Origin of the sequence: Agrobacterium sp. ST15.13.013, assembly GCF_027956525.1 — a bacterium.
Taxonomy (GTDB): domain Bacteria; phylum Pseudomonadota; class Alphaproteobacteria; order Rhizobiales; family Rhizobiaceae; genus Agrobacterium; species Agrobacterium salinitolerans.
Genome location: NZ_JAQKGP010000010.1, coordinates 111,537 through 132,737, shown reverse-complemented (window position 1 = coordinate 132,737; position 21,201 = coordinate 111,537). Strand labels below are relative to the sequence as shown.

Below are 21,201 nucleotides of genomic sequence, written 5' to 3'. Positions count from 1 at the left end.
CTGGGAAAGTCGCCGCATTGCAACATGGCTTTGGGCGGATAAGGCAGAATGCGGGATTTGAGGCTATCGCAATGGCGCATGGCCGTCCGCGAGAATGAACCCCGGCCCAAATCACCGGGGCATTATTTGTCAATTCCAGACGAAACCGACTTTGCGAAGCGACTTGCCGTCAAAGTCTTCCATGCCTTCGGCAATATCGCGGCCGCCGTGAGATCGGAAAAAGCGGTTGGCCACATCGCTGTCTTCAAGGCACCAAACAACGATGCCGTTGCAGCCAAGCGAGGTCAGCAATCTGCGCGCTTCCGTAAACAGCAGCGAGCCAAGCCCGATGCCCTGATATTCCGGTCGGAGATAAAGTTCGTATATCTCTCCGTCTTGCGGCAGCCCGCGTGCCCGGCTGAGGCCCAGTGTCGCATATCCGGCAACCACACCGGCCACCTCCACCACCAGCATTGTCGCAGAGCCTCTGGTCGCCTTCTTCCACCAGATTTCTCCGCGACGCTCGAGCATCTGCATCAACGGCCGATGCGGGATAAGCCCTGCATAGGCCTGTTGCCACGACAGACGGTGCGCCTCGGAGATGGCGCGCGCGTCATGCGGTTCAGCACGGCGAACATCGATGGATAACGTTTTCATAACGCGATTCTGGCCCCGGCCACGGAAACTTACCAGTCATAAAGGTTAACGCCGGCAAGCTTACCCACAGCCTATTCATGTGGACGACCCTGAAAAATTAACGCATCCTTAACCTTTGGCAAAGCGCCTTTCGACTCATACGCACATAAAAACGAACGCATAAAAAAACCCGGCCAAAGCCGGGTTTTTCGAAAGCATGGATCAAACCGATCAGCTGGCTGCAAGCTTTGCCTTTTCGAAACGCTTGCGGTCGTTCGGGTCGAGGTAGAGCTTGCGAAGACGGATCGACTTCGGCGTAACTTCGACGAGTTCGTCATCCTGAATCCAGGACAGCGCACGCTCCAGCGTGAACTTGATCGGTGGCGTGAGCTTCACCGCCTCATCCTTGCCAGCGGCGCGGATGTTGGTGAGCTTCTTGCCCTTCAGCACGTTCACGTCGAGGTCGTTGTCACGGCTATGAATGCCGATGATCATGCCCGCATAAACCTTCTCGCCGGCATCGATGATCATCGGGCCGCGATCTTCAAGGTTGAACAGGGCATAGGCGACTGCTTCGCCGGATTCGTTCGACAGCAGAACGCCGTTGACGCGGCCGCCGATTTCGCCCTTGTAAGGCTGGTAGTCGTGGAACAGACGGTTCATCACAGCCGTGCCGCGCGTGTCGGTCAAAAGTTCAGACTGATAACCGATAAGGCCGCGGGTCGGCGCGAAGAAGACCAGGCGGACGCGATTGCCGCCCGAGGGACGAAGCTCAACCATCTCGGCCTTGCGCTCGGACATCTTCTGAACAACGACACCGGAATGTTCTTCATCAACGTCGATGACGACTTCCTCGACCGGCTCCATAAGCTGGCCGTTTTCATCCTTGTGCATGACAACCCGCGGACGCGAAACGGCAAGTTCGAAGCCTTCGCGGCGCATGTTTTCGATCAGAACCGCCAGCTGCAATTCACCGCGACCGGAGACGAAGAACGAATCCTTGTCGGCGGATTCTTCGATCTTCAGCGCAACGTTGCCTTCGGCTTCCTTGAACAGGCGGTCGCGAATGACGCGGCTCGTGACCTTGTCACCTTCGGTGCCGGCGAGCGGCGAATCGTTGACGATGAAGGACATGGTAACCGTCGGCGGATCGATCGGCTGCGCCTGCATCGGCTCCATGACGGCAGGATCGCAGAAGGTATCGGCGACGGTGCCCTTGGAGAGGCCGGCAATGGCGACGATGTCGCCCGCATGGGCTTCTTCGATCGCGGTGCGCTCGATACCGCGGAAAGCGAGAATTTTCGAGATACGGCCGTTTTCAATCAGCTTGCCGTCCTGGCCCAGAACCTTGACGGCCTGGTTCGGCTTGATCGAACCGGAGGCGATGCGGCCGGTGATGATGCGGCCGAGGAAATTGTTAGCCTCGAGGATCGTGCCGATCATGCGGAACGGCCCCTCTTCGACCTTGGGCTCCGGAACGTGCTTGACGACGAGATCCAGCAGCGGCGCGAGACCTTCGTCGGTCGGGCCTTCCGGATTGACGTTCATCCAGCCGGAGCGGCCGGAACCGTAAAGGATCGGGAAATCGAGCTGTTCGTCGGTGGCGTCGAGCGCCGCGAAAAGGTCGAACACTTCGTTGACGACTTCTTCATGGCGGGCGTCCGGACGGTCGATCTTGTTGATCGCGACGATCGGGCGAAGACCGACCTTCAGCGCCTTGCCGACCACGAATTTGGTCTGCGGCATGGGGCCTTCGGCAGCATCGACCAGAACGATGGCGCCATCCACCATCGACAGGATACGCTCGACTTCACCGCCGAAGTCGGCGTGACCGGGGGTGTCGACGATGTTGATACGGGTATCTTTCCACTCGATCGAGGTCGCCTTGGCGAGAATGGTGATGCCGCGCTCTTTTTCAATGTCGTTGGAATCCATCACGCGCTCCATCACGCGCTGGTTTTCACGGAACGAACCGGATTGCTTCAGAAGCTCGTCAACAAGCGTCGTTTTTCCATGGTCAACGTGCGCGATGATCGCGATGTTGCGAAGTGCCATTGTTTAAAATCTCTGAGGTTGGGCGCTATATTGATGAGAAACGCCAATTTAGTTTGGCGCGCTCATAACCTTTTTTTTGCAAATGCGAAAGGGGGCTCATGTCATAAGCCCCCTGCGCTCAGCTTCTAACTCAGAAATATGACAGTCTCTTATAGGAGACCGCGCTTTAAAAGCATGGCGTCCGGGCTCGGCATCTTGCCGCGGAAGGCAAGATAGGCCTCCTCCGGATCGATCGAGCCGCCAACGGAATAGATGTTATCCTTCAGCCGTCGCGCCATCTCGCTATCAAAGGCATTGCCGGTTTCCTCGAATGCCGAAAAGGCGTCGGCGTCCAGCACTTCCGACCACATGTAGGAATAGTATCCGGCGGAATAACCGTCGCCGGAAAACACATGCTGGAAATGCGGCGTCGCATGGCGCATGACGATGGATTTCGGCATGTTGAGCGCGGAAAGGACCTCACCCTGCACGGCCATCGGGTCACCGACGTTGTCGCGGGTATGAAACGCCATGTCGACAATCGCCGACGAGGTGAATTCCACCGTGCTGAAACCGGCATTGAAGGTCTGCGCAGCCAAAACCTTGTCCAGTAGCGCCCTCGGCATCGGCGCGCCTGTTTCATAATGCAGGGCGTATTTTTCGAGAATTTCCGGCACCGTCAGCCAATGTTCGTAAAGCTGCGACGGCAATTCAACGAAATCGCGCGAGACACCGGTTCCGGAAACGGAAGGGTAAGTGACATTCGACAACATGCCATGCAATGCGTGGCCGAATTCATGGAACAGCGTGCGCGCATCGTCGAGCGAAAGCAGCGCGGGTTTGCCCTCGGCCGGTTTGGCGAAATTGCAGACATTGTAGATGATCGGTATTTCTCCGACCGTGCCGTTCTTGAGGGGCAGCTTATGCTGCGACTGGAAGGAGCTCATCCATGCGCCGGACCGCTTGGAGGGACGGGCGAAATAATCGCCGAGGAACATGGCCTTCAGACCGCCCTTTTCATCGCTGATTTCGAAAACACGCACATCCGGGTGATAGGCCGCGACGCCTTTGATTTCGACCGCCCGAATCCCGAACAGCCGCCCGGCCACATCGAAGCACGCTTCGATGATCTTTTCGAGCTGCAGATAGGGCTTCAATTCAGCCTCGGAGAAGCTAAATTTCCGTGCCCGGAGCTTTTCGGCATAATGCCGCCAGTCCCAGGGCAGCACCTCGTGATTCCTTCCCTCCTTAGCGATGATGGCGGCCAGTTCGGCCTCCTCCTCGCCCGCACGGCGCACGGCCTTTTCCCAGACCTGCCCCAGAAGGCCGTTCACGGCATCCGGCGTCTTCGCCATCGTATCATCGAGCTTGTAGGCGGCGAAATTTGCGTAACCGAGAAGCTTTGCCTTCTCCTCGCGCAATTCGAGCGTGCGGCGGACGATCTCGCGATTGTCGGTCCCGCCGCCATTCTCGCCACGCGCCACCCACGCCCTGAAGGCCTGCTCGCGCAGATCGCGGCGCTCGGAAAAGGTCAGGAAAGGCTCGATGATGGATCGGGAAAGGGTAACGGCAAATTTGCCGTCCTCGCCATGTTCACGGGCAGCACCCGCCATCGCGTCTCGCAGAAAATCGGGAATGCCGGTAAGTTCCTCTTCCGTGGAAAGCAGGAGCTTCCAGTTCTTTTCATCCGCCAGCACATTCTGCCCGAATCTCGCACCGAGACCGGCAAGTTCCTCATTGATCGCCGCCAGCCGTTCCTGCCGGTCCTTCGGCAGCTTGGCGCCGGAGCGCACGAAACTCTTCCAGTGCCGCTCAAGAACACGGCTCTCCTCACCCGTCAGCCCCAGCGCCTCGTGCTTTTCCCACAAAGTGTCGATCCGCTTGAACAGGGCCTCGTTCATGCCGATCTTCGAATAGTGCCGCGACAGTTTCGGCGCGATCTCCCGCTCCAGCGCCTGGATCACGCCATTGGTATTGGCGCCTGCCCTGTTCCAGAACAGCGCCGAAATGCGCGAAAGATCGTCGCCTGCGATTTCGAGCGCGGTCACCGTGTTTTCGAAGCTCGGGGCCTCAGAATTGCCGGCAATCGCATCGATTTCGTGTTCGTGGGACAGAAGGGCGGCATCGAAGGCCGGAGCGAAATCCTCATCCCTGACCGCATCGAATTTCGGCAGACCATTATGGCCGTTCCAGTCAACGAGTGCGGGATAAAGCGCGGTCTTGGATGGCATTTCATCTTCCTTGTACAATTCCGGTTAAGCTCATATGGGCACGCCTCCACCGGCAATTCAATATGCCCGGCGGAGATGTCAGGCCGCGTGAAAAAATATGGAAAGTCCGGTCTTTTTTGCTTCAGCGTAACAATCGGCGACTATATTGCAGATCATCCAGAAACCGAACTGACGCATACTTTACCCGATTTTCCACAATATGACTTGTGCACCATTGATTATCGCCCGGATTTTAGTAAGTCTGACTTACGAAAAGGCGAAACATGGGCACTAAACGCGAAAAAGACTCATTGGCATTTTTACTGAACAGTGGCGCACGCCTGCTGAACAGTGCTTTCGAGCGCCGAATTGCTGAAGCCGGACTGGGCCTGACACCCGGCGAAGCACGCGCCCTGCTGACGGTCGCCGTCGTTGATGGCAGCAAACAATCGGATATCGCCGCCCGGCTCGGCATCGAGCCCATGACGATCTGCGCCTATCTCGACAAGCTGCAATCTCTCGATCTCATCGAACGCCAACAGGACCCGCAGGACAGGCGCTCCAAGCGTATAGTGATGACAAAAAACGCAGCCGAGATGCTGGAAGCCGTGCGCCAGGAAATCGATGAACTCGTCCGTCACGCCACACAGGGCCTGAATGACGAGGAGGTCGCGCTTTTCCGCAGCTTCCTGCAGACTCTCCGCAACAATCTCCAGCCGGAACAGTCGAGCCAGGGCTGCTGATCGCAATGTCGCCAGAAACGGTTATGTCCAGAAAGCGCACGGCCATGCTCGGTGCGTTGCTGACGGCGCTGGCGCCGATTTCCATGGCCATCTACACACCCGCCATGCCGGAACTGACGCGGGTTTTCTCCACCACGGAATCCGCCGTGAAACTCAGCCTGTCGCTTTACTTCGCCGGTTTCGCCATGGCGCAACTGCTGGCCGGCCCGGCATCCGATGCCTTCGGGCGGCGAAAGGCGAGTCTCGTTTTCCTGTCCATCTTTCTGGGCGGGGGGCTGCTGGCGATCTTCGCCCCAACAATCGAGGTGCTGCTCTTCGCCCGGCTTGTTCAGGGTATTGGCGCCTCCGTCGGCATGACGGTGGCGCGCGCCGTCGTGCGCGATCAATTTACCGGCTCGGAAGCCTCCAGCATCATGAACCTTATTGGCATCATGCTGGCCGTTGGCCCAGCCATGGGCCCGACCATAGGCGGACTTTCGCTTGCGGCTTTCGGGTGGCAATCGGTATTTTTCCTCATGGCCGGCCTCGGGGCCATCGCCATCTTCACCGTCGTGGTTTTCCTGCGCGAGACGACAATCCCGGACAAGAACCTGATCCGCCCGCGTCGGCTCCTGTCGGCCTATGGGACATTGCTCACCGAGCCGCGTTTTCTTCTCGCTGCACTGGTACTCGGGGGTTCCATCGGCGCGCTTTATGCGCAGGCGACCATGCTGACCTTCATCCTCATCGACAAAGTCGGCATGACACCCACCGCCTTCGGCATCGGCATGCTGATGCAGACCGGCGCCTATTTCTTCGGCTCAATCGCCCTGCGTTATATCGCACCGAGGCTTGGTGACCGCCGTTCGGTCGTCCTTGGCCTCTGTTTTTCGGGAATAGGCGGCCTCCTTATCCTGCTGTCGGTGTTCCTGATACCGCCATCCTTTCTTTCGATCATGGGACCTGTGGCGGTCGCAACGGTCGGCATCGCCTTGCTGACGCCATCCATGGTGACGGCGGCCCTCGCCCCTTTCCCGCATATTGCCGGCTCGGCATCGGCAATGATGGGTTTCATTCAGATGGGATCTGGTTTTGCGGGCGGTGCTGCAGCCTCACTCATCGGTTCGCCGTTGACCGGCTTCGGCATCATCATCCCCGTGATGGAGTTCACCGCAATCGCCAGCTACATCGGCTTCCGCATCGTCTCCATACGAAAGACATGAAAAAACCCGCCGACGGCGTCGCCAGCGGGTTTCATTATTTCCATTTCAGCAGAATTACTTGCTGATATTGCGCTTTGCGAGTGTGCGAAGACGCAATGCGTTAAGCTTGATGAAGCCTGCAGCGTCCTTCTGGTCATAGGCGCCATGGTCGTCCTCGAAGGTCACCAGCGCGTCGGAATAGAGCGACTTGGCGCTCTCGCGGCCGGTCACCATGACATTGCCCTTGTAGAGCTTCAGCGTCACTTCGCCTTCCACATGCTCCTGGCTCCTGTCGATCAGGGCCTGCAGCATTTCTCGCTCCGGCGAGAACCAGAAACCGTAATAGATCAGCTCGGCGTAACGCGGCATCAACTCGTCCTTGAGGTGGGCCGCACCCCGGTCAAGCGTGATGGATTCGATGGCGCGATGCGCGGCAAGCAGGATGGTGCCGCCGGGCGTCTCGTAAACGCCGCGCGACTTCATGCCGACGAAACGGTTCTCGACCAGATCGAGACGACCGATGCCGTTTTCACGGCCGTAATTGTTGAGCGTGGCAAGAAGCGTCGCCGGCGACATTTCAACGCCGTTGATGGAGCAGGCATCGCCCTTGCGGAAACCGACCTTGATGACGGTTGCCTTATCGGGCGCGGCTTCCGGGGAGATGGTGCGCATATGCACATATTCCGGCGCTTCCTGCGCCGGGTCTTCCAGAACCTTGCCCTCGGAAGAGGAGTGCAGCAGGTTGGCGTCCACCGAGAAAGGCGCCTCGCCCTTTTTATCCTTGGCAACCGGAATTTGATGCTGCTCAGCGAAGTTCAGGAGGTCCGTACGGCTCTTGAACGACCAGTCGCGCCAGGGAGCGATGATCTTGATATCCGGATTCAGCGCATAGGCCGACAGCTCGAAACGGACCTGATCGTTGCCCTTGCCGGTGGCGCCATGTGCGATGGCGTCGGCGCCGGTCTTCCTGGCGATTTCGATCAGGTGCTTGGAGATCAGCGGACGGGCAATGGAGGTGCCGAGCAGATAGACGCCTTCATAAACCGCGTTTGCGCGGAACATCGGAAACACGAAATCACGTACGAACTCTTCGCGGACGTCCTCGATGAAGATTTCCTTGATGCCCAGCATCTCGGCCTTCTTGCGCGCCGGCTCGAGTTCTTCGCCCTGGCCGAGATCGGCGGTGAAGGTCACCACCTCCGCGCCGAGTTCCGTCTGAAGCCATTTCAGGATGATCGAGGTGTCGAGACCGCCGGAATAGGCGAGAACGACTTTCTTAACGTCTTTCGGAAGTGCCATAGTGATGTCCATCTGCATGATGACGGCATTGGGACACCGCCATTTCCTTGGGATTTCGGCACTTTTACAGTGCAAGCCGAAATGTGTGAAGCGCTTTTCAGTGAGATAAGCGACAAAACAATTGATGGGCGCATACGAGGGCGGGCGATGACCGGGCGTATTGATGGAAACGAGGCGATTGTCACATGCATTATGAAAATTCGCGCTTTATCATAAAGCGGCGCGATCAACTTGAAGACCGTGAATGAAACCCGTGAGGTTCAGGCAACGTTGCAAACCGCTGGAAACAGCCGAAACGACGCGAAGGAGAGACCTATGACGACCATCCACCCCGCATTCAAGGAAGATAATGTCGCCGTCATCACCGGTGCTGCCTCCGGCATCGGACTTGCCGCAGCCCGCAAATTCGCCGGTTTCGGCATGAGTGTCGTGCTCGTCGATCTCGACGGCGAGAGGCTTGCTGCAGCCCATGCGGATATTGTGGCCGTTGCCAAGAACGGCGAAGCGCAGGTTGTCGCCATTCCGACCGACATATCCAGGCTCGATGAACTGGAGGCGCTGGAGCGCGCCGTGATCCAGCGTTTCGGACGCGTTCACGTCCTGATGAACAATGCCGGCATCCAGCCCGGCAGCGCCATTTTCGGTCCACAGGCCAATTGGGAAAATATCATCAACGTCAATCTGATGGGTGTCGTGAACGGCAGCCGTGTTTTCGGGCAGGGCATGATCGCCCATGGCGAGCCGGCGCTCATCGTCAATACCGGCTCGAAGCAGGGCATCACCACGCCTCCCGGCGATCCGGCCTATAATGTCTCGAAGTCCGGCGTCAAAACCTTCACGGAGGCGCTTCAGCACGAATTGCGTAACCTACCGAACAGCTCGGTTTCCGCTCATCTGCTGATCCCCGGCTTCGTCTTCACCGGCCTCACCGCCCATGGCAGGACAGAAAAGCCTAAAGGCGCATGGACCGGCGAACAGACCGTCGATTTCATGGTTGAAAGCATCGGTCGGGGCGATTTCTACATTCTTTGCCCGGATGGCGAGGTGGACCGACCGACCGATGAAAAGCGCATTCTCTGGGCGGCCTATGACATCGTCCAGAACCGTCCGCCGCTATCGCGCTGGCACACGGAATATTCCGCCGCCTTCACCAGCTTCCTGAAAAACTGAATGTTCCGGGCCGCCGCGATGTAACCATTGCGGCGGTTTTTCGCGTCAGTGCTCAAAAGCATTGGCAGAAATGCGAAACCGCGTTAAGCACGGCAATCTCCAGCTTTTACGGGTGCCGCGATGGATTTCGTTCCCAGCCTGCCGACATTGATCGCCTTCACCATTGCCATTCTCCTTCTGGCTGTGACCCCGGGGCCTGACATGACGCTTTGGATCAGCCGCTCCCTGCGTGAGGGCCGGACGGCAGGTTTCATGACGCTTCTGGGAACCAATATCGGCATTACCGTGCACACGATGCTCGTCGCCTTCGGCGTCGCCGCCCTCATCGTCGCCTCGCCGACGGCTTTCATGATCCTGAAGACCGGCGGAGCCGCCTATCTGGTCTGGCTCGCCATCCAGGCAATCCGCAAAGGCTCGGATTTCGTGATGGTGAAAAGCGCCGGCGAAAAATCGCAGTCCTCCCTGAAGTCGGCGCTGCTGAACGGCATCTGGGTCAACCTGCTGAACCCGAAGATCATCATCTTTTTCATGACCTTCCTGCCGCAATTCGTCAGCGCATCCGATCCGCATGTGACCGGCAAGCTGATCTTCCTCGGCATCTGGTCGATCATCGTCGCGCTGCCGATCGGCATCGGCATCGTAATCGCGGCAGATGTTCTTTCAGCCTGGCTGCAACGCAACCGGAAAATTCTGCGCGGACTGGATTATACGATCGCAGGTGTCTTTTCGCTTTTCGCCGTCAAGATTTTCTTCACGCAGGCGCGCTGACGGCAACAAAAAGGCGCCCTACGGCGCCTTTTTTACAATCAACCGATCAGCAACTCATCGTCATCGAGCTTCTGGCCGCGTATCTTGCGGAACATGTCGATCAAATCTTCGACCTCGAGATCCCTGCGGCTGTCGCCGGAAACGTCGAGCACGATCTCACCGGCATGCAGCATGATCGTGCGGCTACCATAATCCAGCGCCTGACGCATGGAGTGGGTAACCATCAGCGTCGTCAGCTTGCGCTCCGACACCACCTTGCGGGTCAACTCCATCACGAATTCGGCCATGCCGGGATCGAGTGCCGCCGTATGTTCATCCAGCAGCAGCACGTCCGAGCCGGACAGCGTCGCCATCACGAGCGAGACTGCCTGCCTCTGACCGCCGGACAGAAGGTCCATGCGGTCCTTCAGACGATTTTCCAGCCCGAGATTGAGCGAGGCGATGCGCTCCTTGAAGAAATCCCGCCGACCACGCCCAAGCGCCGGCAAAAGGCCGCGACGCGTGCCGCGCGACGCCGCCAGCGCCAGATTTTCCTCGATGGTGAGCGCGCCGCAGCTGCCCGCCAGCGGGTCCTGAAACACGCGCGCCACCCGCCCCGCCCGGCTGGCGGTCGGTTTGCGGGTTACATCGGCGCCGCCGATCATCACCTTGCCCGCCGTCGGCAGGACATCACCGGCGAGAACGCCGAGCAGCGTCGATTTGCCGGCGCCATTCGAGCCGATGACGGTGACGAAGGAGCCATCCTCAATAGTGAGGTCGATCTTGGAGAGCGCCTGCTTCTGCAGCGGCGTGCCGCGCCCGAAGACAACCTGAATATCGGAAAGGGAAATCACGATGTTGCTCCCCCGCGGCGCAGTCGGGGCAGGATCAATGCGATGGCCACCAATACCGCCGTTACGAAATTGAGATCGGACGCCTTGAGGCCCAGCACATCGCTCGACAGAGCGAGCTGGATGGCGAGACGATAGGCGATGGAGCCGAAGACACAGCCGATCAGCGCGACCAGAATACCGCGCGCGCCGAACAGTGTCTCGCCGATGATGACGGCCGCAAGCCCGACAACGATAGTGCCGACACCGGAGGTCACATCGGCAAAACCATTGGTCTGCGCGAACAGGGCGCCGCCGAGAGCGACCAGGGCATTCGAAAGCGCCATGCCGAGGTAGATCTGGTTACCTGTCTTCACCCCCTGCGCCCGCGCCATCCGGGCATTGGCGCCCGTCGCGCGCATGGCAAGGCCCGCATCGCTTTCAAGAAAACGCCAGACGAGGATGACCGCGGCCAGCACCAGCGCGCCGACGAACAGCGGCCGCACCAGATATTCCGACAGGCCGAGGCCGTAAAACGGCGATATCATCGTATCCTGATTGAGCAGCGCCACATTCGGCTTTCCCATCACGCGCAGATTGACGGAAAACAGCGCGATCATCGTCAGGATCGACGCAAGCAGGTTGAGGATTTTGAAACGAACGTTGAGGGTGGCGGTCACGATGCCGGCGGCGGCACCGGCCACCATCGCAATCGCCGTCGCAACCCAGGCATTCAGACCGGCGATGATCAGCACGGCAGCCACGGCGGCGCCGAGCGGAAACGAACCGTCCACGGTCAAGTCAGGAAAATCAAGCACACGGAAAGCGAGATAAACGCCGATCGCCACGAAAGCGAAGACCAGTCCCAGCTCCACGGCGCCCCAGAAGGCGATTTGGCTCACGGTAATGTCCTTGTTATTGCCGCCATCAGGCGGATACGGGTGCTGTCTCGCGCCACGTAAAACGGGCGGCGAATTTGCCGCCGCCCGTTATTCAGTCTGGTTTCGGTTCAGTCGATGACCTTGGTGGCGCGCTTGGTGACGCTTTCCGGGAAGGTGACGCCGGCTTTTTCGGCGGCCTTCTTGTTGATCACCAGATCAGTGCCGACAGCAACGGTTGCCGGAATATCGCCCGGCTTTTCACCCTTGAGAATGCGGACGACGACGGCGCCGGTCTGTTTGCCAACGTCGAAATAGTTGAAGCCGAGGGCGGCAACCGCACCGCGGGCGACCGAATCCGTATCGGCCGCGTAAAGCGGGATCTTGGCTTCGGAAGCAACACCGGCAGCCGCTTCGAAAGCGGAAACGATAGTGTTGTCAGTCGGAACGTAGATCACATCGGCCTTGCCGACCAGTGCGCGGGTTGCACCCTGCACTTCTGCCGATTTGGTGGCGACGGATTCAACAACCTTGAGACCCGCTTTCTCAGCCTCAGCCTTCAAGAGGGCGAGCGTCGATACGGAATTGGCCTCGGCCGAATTGTAGATGAAACCGATGGACTTGGCGTTCGGGGAGATTTCCTTGATGAGCGCCAGATGTTCGCCAACCGGGAGCATGTCCGAAAGGCCGGTCACGTTGCGGCCGGGCTTTTGCATGTCCTTGACGAGCTGTGCGCCGACCGGGTCGGAAACCGCCGTGAAGACAACCGGAATGTCGCGCGTGGCGGCAACGACGGCCTGCGCGGAGGGCGTGGAGATCGGCACGATGACGTTCGGCGCATCGCCAACGAACTGGCGCGCGATCTGCGCGGCGGTGCCGGGATTGCCCTGCGCGGACTCATAAAGGAACTTGAGGTTCTCACCCTCCTTGTAACCGGCTTCGGCAAGCGCGGCCTTGACGCCGTCACGGGCGGCGTCAAGCGCCGGATGTTCGACGATGGCGGTGACAGCAACGGTGACGTTTTCAGCCTTGGCCGGCAGAACGAGGGCGCTCGCGGCGGCGAGAGCCAGAATGAGTGCGCGCATGGATATCCTCCTGTTGGTTCCCTGTTTTCGTCTTCTTAGGAACAAGACAGCCCGAAATCAATCGGAGAACCGCTGCAAAACAAGCTTTCAGGCGGCAATTGCGGCTTATTCAGTCATCCGCGCCGTGGTTGGCGATCATCATCGCCTCGAAAGCCAGCCTTTCGGTCTTGCGCATCCGTTCCGATTCCGACTTCAACTGGCCGCAGGCGGCGAGAATATCGCGACCGCGCGGCGTGCGGATCGGCGAAGCATAACCGGCCTGATTGATGAAATCGGCGAACTTCTCGATCTGCGCCCAGTCCGAGCACTGATAGTTCGTGCCCGGCCATGGGTTGAACGGAATGAGGTTGATCTTGGCCGGGACGCCCTTCAAAAGCTGCACCAGCATCTTGGCGTCTTCCAGACTGTCATTGACATCCTTCAGCATCACATATTCGAAGGTGATGCGACGGGCGTTGGAGAGGCCCGGATATTTGCGGCAGGCCTCGATCAGTTCCTTCAGCGGATATTTCTTGTTGATCGGCACCAGCATGTCGCGCAGCTCGTCGCGCACCGCATGCAGCGAAATCGCCAGCATGACGCCGATCTCATCGCCGGTGCGGAAGATTTCCGGCACAACGCCCGATGTGGAGAGCGTGACGCGACGCTTGGAGAGCGACAGGCCATCGCCATCGGTGGCGATCAAAAGCGCGGTCTTCACATGCTCGAAATTATAGAGCGGCTCACCCATGCCCATCATCACGATGTTGGAAACCTTGCGGCCTTCGCTCGGCACATAAGCGCCGACCGGCGTCGAACCGTCGGGAAAATCACCGAGCCGATCGCGTGCCAGCAGAAGCTGGGAAAGGATCTCCTCAGCCGTCAGGTTGCGCACGAGGCGCTGGGTGCCGGTGTGACAGAAGGAACAGGTCAGCGAACAGCCCACCTGGCTTGAAATGCACAGCGTACCGCGACCCTCTTCGGGAATATAGACCGTCTCGATTTCGACCGGACGTCCCGCACCGCGCGGTGGGAACCGCATCAGCCATTTGCGGGTGCCGTCATTGGAAATCTGTTCCTCGACGATTTCCGGACGGGCGATGGTAAAGGCCGCCTTCAGCTTCTCGCGAAGCTCCTTGGCGACATTGGTCATATTGTCGAAATCGGAGACGCCGCGCACATAAAGCCAGTTCCACAACTGGCTGACGCGCATCTTCACCTGCTTCTGCGGCACGCCGATTTCCGAAAGCGCCTCACCCATTTCCTCACGGGTCATGGCGATCAGCGACGGCTTGCCGGACATCAGATCGCTATTGGCGATCAACGGCGTTTTGACTGCCAGGCCGGCAGGGGCTTGCATTACAGACATTACGCTATCCCATCATTCCATGCATCGCACGACCGGCCTTTCGGATAGGCGGAAAATCGTCTGCATGTCGAGAAAATCAAAGGCGGAGCAGTTTTCGCGCATCCGCCTGTCAATGTTGCCGCGCCTTTAGCATCAAACAAGTAAAAACGCAAATGGCCGGTCAAGGACCGGCCATTGTCAGACACAATACGGTGTCAGGATTATTTACAGCTCTCGATCTGCTTGAGAGCCGCCGAAATACCCGACAGCGAATAGGAATAGGATGTCGCGGTGCCACGGCCGGAGGTGGCCTTGACGGTCATGGACCTGCCGCCCTTCATGGCCGCCACAAGCGCCGGTTCTTCGGCGGCGTTTTCAACCCAGGCGGCCTTGTCCTTGGTGAACATGACGAAGTTTTTGTTGTCGATCGTCACATTAACCTTGGAACCCTGCTTGAGCGGATAACCCACCATGGCCTGCGGCTCATAGGAAATGTTCTGCCCCGGACGTTGCGAGACGATGAAAAAGATATCGCCGTGGTCGACATTTGCCGGCTCCTTGGCGGTCGGAATGGAAAGAACGTAGCAGACGGTGCTGTTGCCCGATTTGTACGAATAGGCACCCCATGCATTGAACTGCTGGATGCGCGTGGGCGACTGTGCAGATGCTACGCCGACGCTGGTCAGCAAAATGGCCGCTGCGGTTGCTACACTTCTTACAAACATTGAATTTCCTGCCGGGTTATTGTCTTCCATTGGCCCGAAGCATCGGCGAGCCCAGTTTCTGGATCGGCCACGTTCAGGTGCGGATCGTCTTTTCTCATTGTGGTCGGGAAGCGGTTACCAAACCGTCAACAACACGCATAAAATGCCGGAAACGTCTTGCGGTGTTACAGATTGGCGACTCCCGACGCCCTGAGGAGAAAGGTGCGAAACACCCTTCTTTCGTGTGTATGACACATAAATTCAGGCAAGAATTTGTCGCCCGTCAGGCTCGCCCGAACAGGCAGATCACAGAGGCGTTACCCGGCTTCCTGCTGCCGTTTCAGCATGGCGTCAGCCGCCTCGTAGTGCTCCAATTTGATATGGGCGCGGATCATAGCGAGCGCTGCCGTGATGACGGCGATGTCGTCGGTGAATCCGATAACGGCCAGCACATCCGGCACGGCATCCATCGGCATGATGAAATAGGCGAGCGCCGCCAGGATGATACCCTTGGCGCGCAGCGGCGTATCGCGGTCGATCGCGCAATAATAGGCCGCCGCCGCATCGCGTGCGAAAGGTACCTTCGACATCACGCGCTTCAGCTTGGGCCAGAATTTCGCACGCACGACGTTCTCGCGCTCCTCCCGCCTGTCGGCTTCACCAGGCAGAAGAATTTCACCGATTTTCACATCATCCATGATCGACGGTCCTCCGGTCACGGCTATTATATGGGATTTAAGCTCCGCCGTTCAATTGCTTCGGGCCGCAGCCGCCTTCTGCATGGCCTCGGCCAGAAGAAAATCGCGCTCCGTCACACCCTGCGAATCATGGGTGGTGAGGCAGACCTTCACCCGCGAATAGACATTGGACCATTCGGGATGATGATTGAGCCTTTCCGCCACAAGTGCGGATTCGGCCATGAAACCGAAGGCTTCCGCAAAGCTTGCAAACTTGAAGGAACGGACGATAGCCGCTCCGTCCTCGCGCAGGGACCAGCCCTCTAGTTTCGACAGGGCCTGCCGGATGGCGTCCGGCTCTAGTCTGGGATATTTCATGAACTTACCTCCGCTTGAGACCCATTAACGCTTCAACGACGGGATCGACGCACAATCCATGAAACATACAGCTATTCTTTTTGTCTGCATGGGCAATATCTGCCGTTCACCGCTGGCCGAAGGGGTTTTGAGACGCCTTGCCGACAGCGCGGCCATGTCTGATCAGCTCACCATCGATTCCGCCGGCACCGACGGCTGGCACGCGGGTGACGCGCCCGATCCACGGTCCATCGCCATGGCGCGACGGCATGGCGTCGATATTTCCCGGCAGCGGGCGAGACAGGTCACCCTGGCGGATTTCGAGACCTTCGACCTGATACTCGCCATGGACGAAAACAATCTGGCGAACCTGCTGCAATCGAGCCCGGGAAGGCAGCGACACAAGATCCATCTCTTCATGGACTATGCCACTGGCTGCCGCGAGAACGTCCCCGACCCCTATTACGGGGCCGAGGACGGGTTCCTCAAGGTCTACAACATGCTCTTGGCAGGATGCAGATCGTTGCTCGAAAAGATGGAGCTGGACCGCGCCTCATGAAGCGGAAACGCCTCTTCAACGATATAGGGTCCACCGCCCACCGATTCCTTCGACGACATCAGCACGAAACGGCCGACCGTGAAGGGCGAGGTGCGGAAGTTGCCGCGTCCGGAAAGATACTGCACCACATCGTCCACGCGGGAGGAGCGCAACCGCGCCAGCGTGACATGCGGCATGAACTTGCGCGGATCGGGCGGGAGACCGATCCTCTGGCAAATCCGCTCGATTTCCGCCTGAAGCGCATGCATTTCCGGCGAGGGAGAAACCCCGGCCCAGATGGAATGCGGTTTCTTGGAACCGAAGGACCCCATACCGGTGAGGTTCAGCTGGAATTCCGGCCTGTCGATCCGGTCCAGCCTGTCCACGACCTCATCTGCGGTACGACCGTCGATGTCACCGATAAAACGCAGGGTTATGTGATAATTCTCCACATCGATCCACCGGGCTCCCGGCAGACCACCGCGCAACAATGAGAGGCTCATAGCCGCATTGCGCGGAATTTCGAGGGCGGTAAACAGTCTCGGCATGGCGAGCTCCCCGAATCTCTTGGCAGAACAAGCATAGCGAATCACGCAAAACGGATGGGCGCAAGTGCTTATTTTTTTTGCGCACCGATTGTCGTGATGAAGCTTTCAACAGCCGGCAAAGATTTTTCGACCATCATCGCCACACCCTTCGTATTGGGGTGCATCTTGTCGTCCAGCTTCAGCGCATCATCCGTCACCACGCCATCAAGAAAGAACGGATAAAGCGGCAGGTTGTATTTTTCGGCGAGCTTCGGAAAGATCGGATTGAAGCGGCTGGCATAATCATCGCCCATATTCGGCGGCGCCATAATGCCGACCAGCAACACGGCTATGTTGCGCTTCTGAAAACCGGAAATGATGGTGTCGAGGTTCTTTTCGGTCTGTTCGGGGGGAATTCCGCGCAGAGCGTCATTGGCGCCGAGTTCCAGGATGACCCCGTCCGCACCATCGGGAACCGACCATTCCGCCCGCGCCAGACCGCCGGAAGAGGTATCGCCGGACACACCGGCATTGGCGATGGCGACATTGACGCCCTTGCCCTTTAATGCAGCTTCAAGCTGTGCGGTGTAGCTGTCGGTTGGCGGCAGCTGATAACCAGCCATCAAGCTGTCGCCGAGGCCGACCAGTTGCAATGTCCGTTCCTGAGCCATCGCAACAGAGCCCGAAAAGGCAGCGGCGAAAATGACGATGAAGTGAAACAGGGCAGCTTTAAATCTCATCACGGCTTTCCTAACTTGGTTCCCATTGTCTGAAATACCGACCGCATCGAGCGCCAGACCGTTTTCATCACCCTATATAGGAACGAGAATTGTGACGAAAAGCATCATAGAGCTGAAGAAAGCCGACCTCACGCTCGGCAATGCCGCCGCCTCCGTTCACGTTCTCAAGAACATCGATCTTTCAATCGGAGAGAGCGAGGCGGTTGGTATCGTCGGCCCCTCCGGATCGGGAAAGTCGACGCTTCTGATGGTGCTTGCCGGTCTCGAGAGGCTCGATAGCGGCGAAATCATCATTGCCGACACCGAACTGCACAAGCTCGGCGAAGATGCGCTGGCGGATTTCCGCGGCCGGAATATCGGCATTGTCTTCCAGTCCTTCCATCTCATCGCCAATATGACGGCGCTGGAAAATGTCGCCGTTCCGCTGGAACTGGCCAATGTTCCAAACCCGTTCGAGATCGCCAGACGCGAGCTCGTCGCTGTCGGTCTCGGCGAGCGCCTGAGCCATTATCCCGGCCAGCTCTCCGGCGGCGAACAGCAGCGTGTCGCCATCGCCCGCGCGCTTGCCCCTTCGCCGGCCGTACTGATCGCCGACGAACCGACCGGCAACCTCGATACCGATACCGGCAGGCAAATCGCCGATCTTCTCTTTGCCAAGCAGGCCGAACGGGGCATGACGATGATCCTCGTCACCCATGATCCGTCGCTTGCCGCCCGGTGCTCACGGCAGATCAAGGTGCGATCCGGCGAGATTGAGGGCGACAGCGCCCGTCCCCAGATGGCGCGGGCGGTATCGGCATGATCGGCTCCATTTTCCCCTCTTTCGCCAATATAAGAAACGCCATGAGGCTTGCGCGCCGCGAAATTCGTGGCGGCCTGCGCGGCTTTTACATTTTCCTTGCCTGCATTGCGCTCGGAACCGGTGCCATAGCCGCCGTCAATTCCGTGTCACGCGCAGTCACTAGCGCCATAGCCACCGAAGGCCAGTCGATCCTTGCCGGAGACGTCCGTTTCGAGCTGCGCAACAGGGAGGCGACGCAGGAGGAACGGGCCTATCTCGACCGCCTTGGTACCGTCGCGGTTTCCACCGGGCTGCGTTCCATGGCGCGCCTTGCCGATGGGTCTGAACAGACCCTGACGGAAGTGAAGGCCATTGACGGCGCCTACCCGCTCTATGGAACTTTCGTGGCCGAGCCGAACCGACCGCTGAGCGAACTTCTGGCCGGGAACGGCGACACTTATGGCGCCATCGCCGCGCCGCTTCTGCTGGAACGGCTCGGCATCAAGGTCGGCGATGAAATCCTGCTCGGTAATGTGAAGCTGAAACTGACCGGCACCGTGGTCGACGAGCCGGATGCTCTGTCCGACGGTTTCGGTTTTGCTCCACGACTGATGGTCAGTCGCGACGCCCTTTTCGCCTCGGGTCTCGTTCAGAACGGGAGTCTTGTCGAACATGCCTACAAGATCAGGCTGAGCGATCCTTCGGCACGGTCAACGATGACCGATGCGGCCAACAAGGCCTTTCCCGATGCCGGCTGGTCCATCCGCACCAGTGACCGGGCGGCCCCATCGCTCACCGAAAACGTCAATCGCTTCTCGCAATTCCTGACGCTGGTGGGCCTCACCGCGCTCATCGTTGGCGGGGTCGGCGTCGCCAATGCCGTTCGCGCCTTTCTGGATTCTAAACGCACCACCATCGCCTCGCTGAAATGCCTGGGTGCGCCGGCCTCGGTGGTCACCATGACCTATCTCTTCCAGATCGCCTTCATCGCCGCCGTCGGCATCATCATCGGCCTTGTCGTCGGCGCCGTCGCGCCGCTTATCGCCATGCGGTTTCTGGAGGGCGTATTGCCCGTGCCGAAGGAGCTTGCCTTTTATCCCGGCGCTCTCGGTCTTGCCGCCCTGTTCGGTCTCCTGACGACGCTCGCTTTCGCCATCGTACCCCTTGGCCAAGCGCGCGAGGTGCCGGCAACGGCACTTTTCCGCGAACAGGGTTTCGAGGAGGGAAGCTGGCCATCCTGGCCCTATCTGGTAGCAACCGGCCTGCTGCTGGCGGCGCTCGCCGCTCTTGCCATCTTTTCTGCGGAAGACCGCTTCATCGCCTCGGTCTTCCTGGCGGCCATCGCTTTTGCGTTCATGGTGCTGAGGTTCGTTGCCTCCGGCGTCAAGGCCATCGCCAAGCGCAGCCCGCGCGTTCATTCGGCTGCGCTCAGGCTGGCGATCGGCAATATCCACCGGCCAGGCGCGCTCACCCCCTCCGTCGTTCTTTCGCTCGGCCTCGGCCTGACCCTGCTCGTGACGCTGACGCTGATCGACGGCAATCTGCGTCGCGAATTGACGGACAGCCTGCCGGACCGCGCACCGAATTTCTTCTTCGTGGATATTCAGGGCAGCGAACTTCAGGGCTTCCGCGATCTCCTGAAACAGGAAGCGCCGGAAGGCGCGCTGACAGAAGTGCCGATGCTGCGCGGCCGCATCCTGGCGCTCAACGGCGAGGACGTCACGAAGATGGAGGTGCCTCCGGCCGGGCGCTGGGTGCTGCGCGGCGACCGGGGCATTACCTATTCGCAGGATATTCCCGAAAATGCGACTCTGACAGAAGGAAGCTGGTGGGGGCCGGACTATAGCGGCGAGCCGCTGGTTTCCTTCGCAGCCGAGGAAGCTGGAGAACTGGGTCTCAAGATTGGCGACACGGTTACCGTCAACGTGCTCGGCCGCAGCATCACGGCCAAGATCGCCAATCTGCGTAATGTCGAATGGGAATCCCTCTCAATCAATTTCGTCATGGTGTTTTCGCCCAATACCTTCCGCGGCGCACCGCATGCCTGGCTTGCGACCCTTGCCGATCCTGCCGCAACCGCCAGCGACGAGGGCCGCATATTGCGAGCCGTCACCAACACCTATCCGACGATCACCAGCGTGCGCGTGAAGGATGCGCTCGATGTCGTCAACCGGCTTGTCGGCCAACTCGCTACCGCCATTCGCGCCGCTGCGGCCGTTGCGCTCATCGCCTCCGTCCTGGTCCTTGCCGGCGCTCTTGCCGCCGGAAACCGCGCCCGTACCCATGACGCGGTCATCCTGAAAACGCTGGGCGGCACACGAAACCTGCTCATCCGCGCTTTCTCCTATGAATATATGATGCTCGGCCTCGCCACCGCTGTCTTCGCGCTTTTCGCCGGCGGCGTCTCCGCATGGTTCGTGATTGCCCGTATCATGAAGCTGCCCTCCAGCTTCCTGCCGGATGTGGCGATCGGAACCCTCGTCGTCGCCCTCGTCATGACGGTGGGCATCGGTCTCATCGGCACATGGCGGATTCTCGGGCAGAAGGCAGCCCCGGTTCTCCGGCAGGCAGGCGAATGATCATCGGTTGTACGCCGCTTAACTTTAACGATTAATTCTTTGTAATGATCGCCAAAACGTGAGCGCTTTTCGCGCATATGGTGTCTTTTCGACGGGAAAAGGCCTTGTATCGGACACGATCTGCCATCATATTCTCAAGCAGGCTTGCTGAAGCTCCGCAGCGGCGCCCGGGAGGTATC

The 21,201-nt window shown here is 59.1% G+C and carries 20 protein-coding genes; 7 read left to right on the top strand and 13 right to left on the bottom strand.

Annotation, left to right across the window (positions count from 1 at the left end; translation table 11 throughout):
- Nucleotides 1–129 precede the first annotated feature (129 nt).
- The 3 genes from PL597_RS12475 to PL597_RS12465 all read right to left on the bottom strand — a co-directional run bounded on the left by PL597_RS12475 (nt 130) and on the right by PL597_RS12465 (nt 4,880).
- Nucleotides 130–636 carry a GNAT family N-acetyltransferase gene (locus tag PL597_RS12475; RefSeq protein WP_077985493.1) on the bottom strand — a complete coding sequence of 169 codons (507 nt, stop codon included), beginning with the start codon at nt 634–636 and terminating at the stop codon, nt 130–132.
- Between the two features lie 210 nt (nt 637–846).
- Nucleotides 847–2,670 (bottom strand): translational GTPase TypA, encoded by a 1,824-nt coding sequence (typA, locus tag PL597_RS12470; protein ID WP_077985492.1) that lies wholly within the window; start codon nt 2,668–2,670, stop codon nt 847–849.
- Nucleotides 2,671–2,819: 149 nt separating this feature from the next.
- Nucleotides 2,820–4,880, bottom strand: coding sequence for a M3 family metallopeptidase (locus tag PL597_RS12465; protein WP_142912965.1), 2,061 nt, complete (start codon nt 4,878–4,880; stop codon nt 2,820–2,822).
- 263 nt (nt 4,881–5,143) lie between these two features.
- Here PL597_RS12465 and PL597_RS12460 point away from each other — a divergent pair, with 263 nt between their 5' ends.
- Both PL597_RS12460 and PL597_RS12455 read left to right on the top strand, forming a co-directional pair.
- Nucleotides 5,144–5,602 (top strand): MarR family winged helix-turn-helix transcriptional regulator, encoded by a 459-nt coding sequence (locus tag PL597_RS12460; protein WP_077985491.1) that lies wholly within the window; start codon nt 5,144–5,146, stop codon nt 5,600–5,602.
- Between the two features lie 5 nt (nt 5,603–5,607).
- A complete protein-coding gene (locus PL597_RS12455; RefSeq protein WP_173990264.1) occupies nt 5,608–6,804 on the top strand; it encodes a multidrug effflux MFS transporter in 1,197 nt (398 codons plus the stop codon).
- Nucleotides 6,805–6,858: 54 nt separating this feature from the next.
- On the opposite strand, the gene PL597_RS12450 is transcribed toward PL597_RS12455, so the two are convergent.
- Complete coding sequence (locus PL597_RS12450; protein WP_077985585.1) at nt 6,859–8,082, bottom strand: argininosuccinate synthase; 1,224 nt, start codon at nt 8,080–8,082, stop codon at nt 6,859–6,861.
- A 315-nt stretch (nt 8,083–8,397) separates the two neighbouring features.
- Here PL597_RS12450 and PL597_RS12445 point away from each other — a divergent pair, with 315 nt between their 5' ends.
- Both PL597_RS12445 and PL597_RS12440 read left to right on the top strand, forming a co-directional pair.
- Nucleotides 8,398–9,252 carry an SDR family NAD(P)-dependent oxidoreductase gene (locus PL597_RS12445; protein ID WP_271365265.1) on the top strand — a complete coding sequence of 285 codons (855 nt, stop codon included), beginning with the start codon at nt 8,398–8,400 and terminating at the stop codon, nt 9,250–9,252.
- Nucleotides 9,253–9,372: 120 nt separating this feature from the next.
- Complete coding sequence (locus PL597_RS12440; protein WP_077985490.1) at nt 9,373–10,020, top strand: LysE family translocator; 648 nt, start codon at nt 9,373–9,375, stop codon at nt 10,018–10,020.
- Nucleotides 10,021–10,058: 38 nt separating this feature from the next.
- Here PL597_RS12440 and PL597_RS12435 read toward each other — a convergent pair whose 3' ends face one another.
- The 7 genes from PL597_RS12435 to PL597_RS12405 all read right to left on the bottom strand — a co-directional run bounded on the left by PL597_RS12435 (nt 10,059) and on the right by PL597_RS12405 (nt 15,878).
- Nucleotides 10,059–10,853, bottom strand: a complete 795-nt coding sequence (locus tag PL597_RS12435; RefSeq protein ID WP_077985489.1) for an ABC transporter ATP-binding protein — start codon at nt 10,851–10,853, stop codon at nt 10,059–10,061.
- Nucleotides 10,850–11,731, bottom strand: coding sequence for an ABC transporter permease (locus PL597_RS12430; protein WP_077985488.1), 882 nt, complete (start codon nt 11,729–11,731; stop codon nt 10,850–10,852). The genes PL597_RS12435 and PL597_RS12430 overlap by 4 nt, the downstream gene beginning before the upstream one ends.
- A 107-nt stretch (nt 11,732–11,838) precedes the next feature.
- Nucleotides 11,839–12,792 (bottom strand): ABC transporter substrate-binding protein, encoded by a 954-nt coding sequence (locus PL597_RS12425; RefSeq protein WP_271365264.1) that lies wholly within the window; start codon nt 12,790–12,792, stop codon nt 11,839–11,841.
- A gap of 109 nt (nt 12,793–12,901) precedes the next feature.
- Entirely contained in the window at nt 12,902–14,074 is a 1,173-nt protein-coding gene (gene rlmN, locus PL597_RS12420) for a 23S rRNA (adenine(2503)-C(2))-methyltransferase RlmN (protein WP_271365296.1), read from the bottom strand.
- 266 nt (nt 14,075–14,340) lie between these two features.
- On the bottom strand, nt 14,341–14,844 hold the full coding sequence (locus tag PL597_RS12415) for an invasion associated locus B family protein (RefSeq protein WP_077985486.1): 504 nt from the start codon (nt 14,842–14,844) through the stop codon (nt 14,341–14,343).
- Nucleotides 14,845–15,140: 296 nt separating this feature from the next.
- A complete protein-coding gene (locus PL597_RS12410) occupies nt 15,141–15,521 on the bottom strand; it encodes a YkvA family protein (protein ID WP_271365263.1) in 381 nt (126 codons plus the stop codon).
- 51 nt (nt 15,522–15,572) lie between these two features.
- Nucleotides 15,573–15,878, bottom strand: coding sequence for a 4a-hydroxytetrahydrobiopterin dehydratase (locus tag PL597_RS12405; RefSeq protein WP_077985484.1), 306 nt, complete (start codon nt 15,876–15,878; stop codon nt 15,573–15,575).
- Between the two features lie 58 nt (nt 15,879–15,936).
- Between PL597_RS12405 and PL597_RS12400 the strand changes: the two genes are divergently transcribed.
- The gene (locus PL597_RS12400) at nt 15,937–16,416 is read left to right on the top strand and encodes a low molecular weight protein-tyrosine-phosphatase (RefSeq protein ID WP_271365261.1); all 480 of its coding nucleotides are present in this window, start codon (nt 15,937–15,939) and stop codon (nt 16,414–16,416) included.
- On the opposite strand, the gene thpR is transcribed toward PL597_RS12400, so the two are convergent.
- Nucleotides 16,350–16,943, bottom strand: a complete 594-nt coding sequence (gene thpR / locus PL597_RS12395) for an RNA 2',3'-cyclic phosphodiesterase (RefSeq protein WP_077985482.1) — start codon at nt 16,941–16,943, stop codon at nt 16,350–16,352. The two genes, PL597_RS12400 and thpR, sit on opposite strands and share 67 nt — an antisense overlap.
- 68 nt (nt 16,944–17,011) lie before the next feature.
- Nucleotides 17,012–17,662, bottom strand: a complete 651-nt coding sequence (locus PL597_RS12390) for an arylesterase (protein ID WP_271365260.1) — start codon at nt 17,660–17,662, stop codon at nt 17,012–17,014.
- Between the two features lie 91 nt (nt 17,663–17,753).
- Here PL597_RS12390 and PL597_RS12385 point away from each other — a divergent pair, with 91 nt between their 5' ends.
- Together PL597_RS12385 and PL597_RS12380 are read left to right on the top strand one after the other, a co-directional pair.
- Nucleotides 17,754–18,464: an ABC transporter ATP-binding protein gene (locus PL597_RS12385; protein ID WP_142912959.1), complete on the top strand. Its 711-nt coding sequence runs from the start codon at nt 17,754–17,756 to the stop codon at nt 18,462–18,464.
- Nucleotides 18,461–21,022, top strand: a complete 2,562-nt coding sequence (locus PL597_RS12380; protein ID WP_271365259.1) for an ABC transporter permease — start codon at nt 18,461–18,463, stop codon at nt 21,020–21,022. Before PL597_RS12385 ends, PL597_RS12380 begins: the two co-directional genes overlap by 4 nt.
- Nucleotides 21,023–21,201 lie beyond the last annotated feature (179 nt).

What these genes read in the sequence shown, in the direction of transcription:
- PL597_RS12475 (WP_077985493.1), bottom strand. Translation starts at nt 636, where the DNA reads ATGAAAACGTTATCCATCGATGTTCGCCGTGCTGAACCGCATGACGCG.
- typA (WP_077985492.1), bottom strand. Translation starts at nt 2,670, where the DNA reads ATGGCACTTCGCAACATCGCGATCATCGCGCACGTTGACCATGGAAAA.
- PL597_RS12465 (WP_142912965.1), bottom strand. Translation starts at nt 4,880, where the DNA reads ATGCCATCCAAGACCGCGCTTTATCCCGCACTCGTTGACTGGAACGGC.
- PL597_RS12460 (WP_077985491.1), top strand. Translation starts at nt 5,144, where the DNA reads ATGGGCACTAAACGCGAAAAAGACTCATTGGCATTTTTACTGAACAGT.
- PL597_RS12455 (WP_173990264.1), top strand. Translation starts at nt 5,608, where the DNA reads ATGTCGCCAGAAACGGTTATGTCCAGAAAGCGCACGGCCATGCTCGGT.
- PL597_RS12450 (WP_077985585.1), bottom strand. Translation starts at nt 8,082, where the DNA reads ATGGCACTTCCGAAAGACGTTAAGAAAGTCGTTCTCGCCTATTCCGGC.
- PL597_RS12445 (WP_271365265.1), top strand. Translation starts at nt 8,398, where the DNA reads ATGACGACCATCCACCCCGCATTCAAGGAAGATAATGTCGCCGTCATC.
- PL597_RS12440 (WP_077985490.1), top strand. Translation starts at nt 9,373, where the DNA reads ATGGATTTCGTTCCCAGCCTGCCGACATTGATCGCCTTCACCATTGCC.
- PL597_RS12425 (WP_271365264.1), bottom strand. Translation starts at nt 12,792, where the DNA reads ATGCGCGCACTCATTCTGGCTCTCGCCGCCGCGAGCGCCCTCGTTCTG.
- rlmN (WP_271365296.1), bottom strand. Translation starts at nt 14,074, where the DNA reads ATGTCCGGCAAGCCGTCGCTGATCGCCATGACCCGTGAGGAAATGGGT.
- PL597_RS12415 (WP_077985486.1), bottom strand. Translation starts at nt 14,844, where the DNA reads ATGTTTGTAAGAAGTGTAGCAACCGCAGCGGCCATTTTGCTGACCAGC.
- PL597_RS12410 (WP_271365263.1), bottom strand. Translation starts at nt 15,521, where the DNA reads ATGGATGATGTGAAAATCGGTGAAATTCTTCTGCCTGGTGAAGCCGAC.
- PL597_RS12405 (WP_077985484.1), bottom strand. Translation starts at nt 15,878, where the DNA reads ATGAAATATCCCAGACTAGAGCCGGACGCCATCCGGCAGGCCCTGTCG.
- PL597_RS12400 (WP_271365261.1), top strand. Translation starts at nt 15,937, where the DNA reads ATGAAACATACAGCTATTCTTTTTGTCTGCATGGGCAATATCTGCCGT.
- thpR (WP_077985482.1), bottom strand. Translation starts at nt 16,943, where the DNA reads ATGCCGAGACTGTTTACCGCCCTCGAAATTCCGCGCAATGCGGCTATG.
- PL597_RS12390 (WP_271365260.1), bottom strand. Translation starts at nt 17,662, where the DNA reads ATGAGATTTAAAGCTGCCCTGTTTCACTTCATCGTCATTTTCGCCGCT.
- PL597_RS12380 (WP_271365259.1), top strand. Translation starts at nt 18,461, where the DNA reads ATGATCGGCTCCATTTTCCCCTCTTTCGCCAATATAAGAAACGCCATG.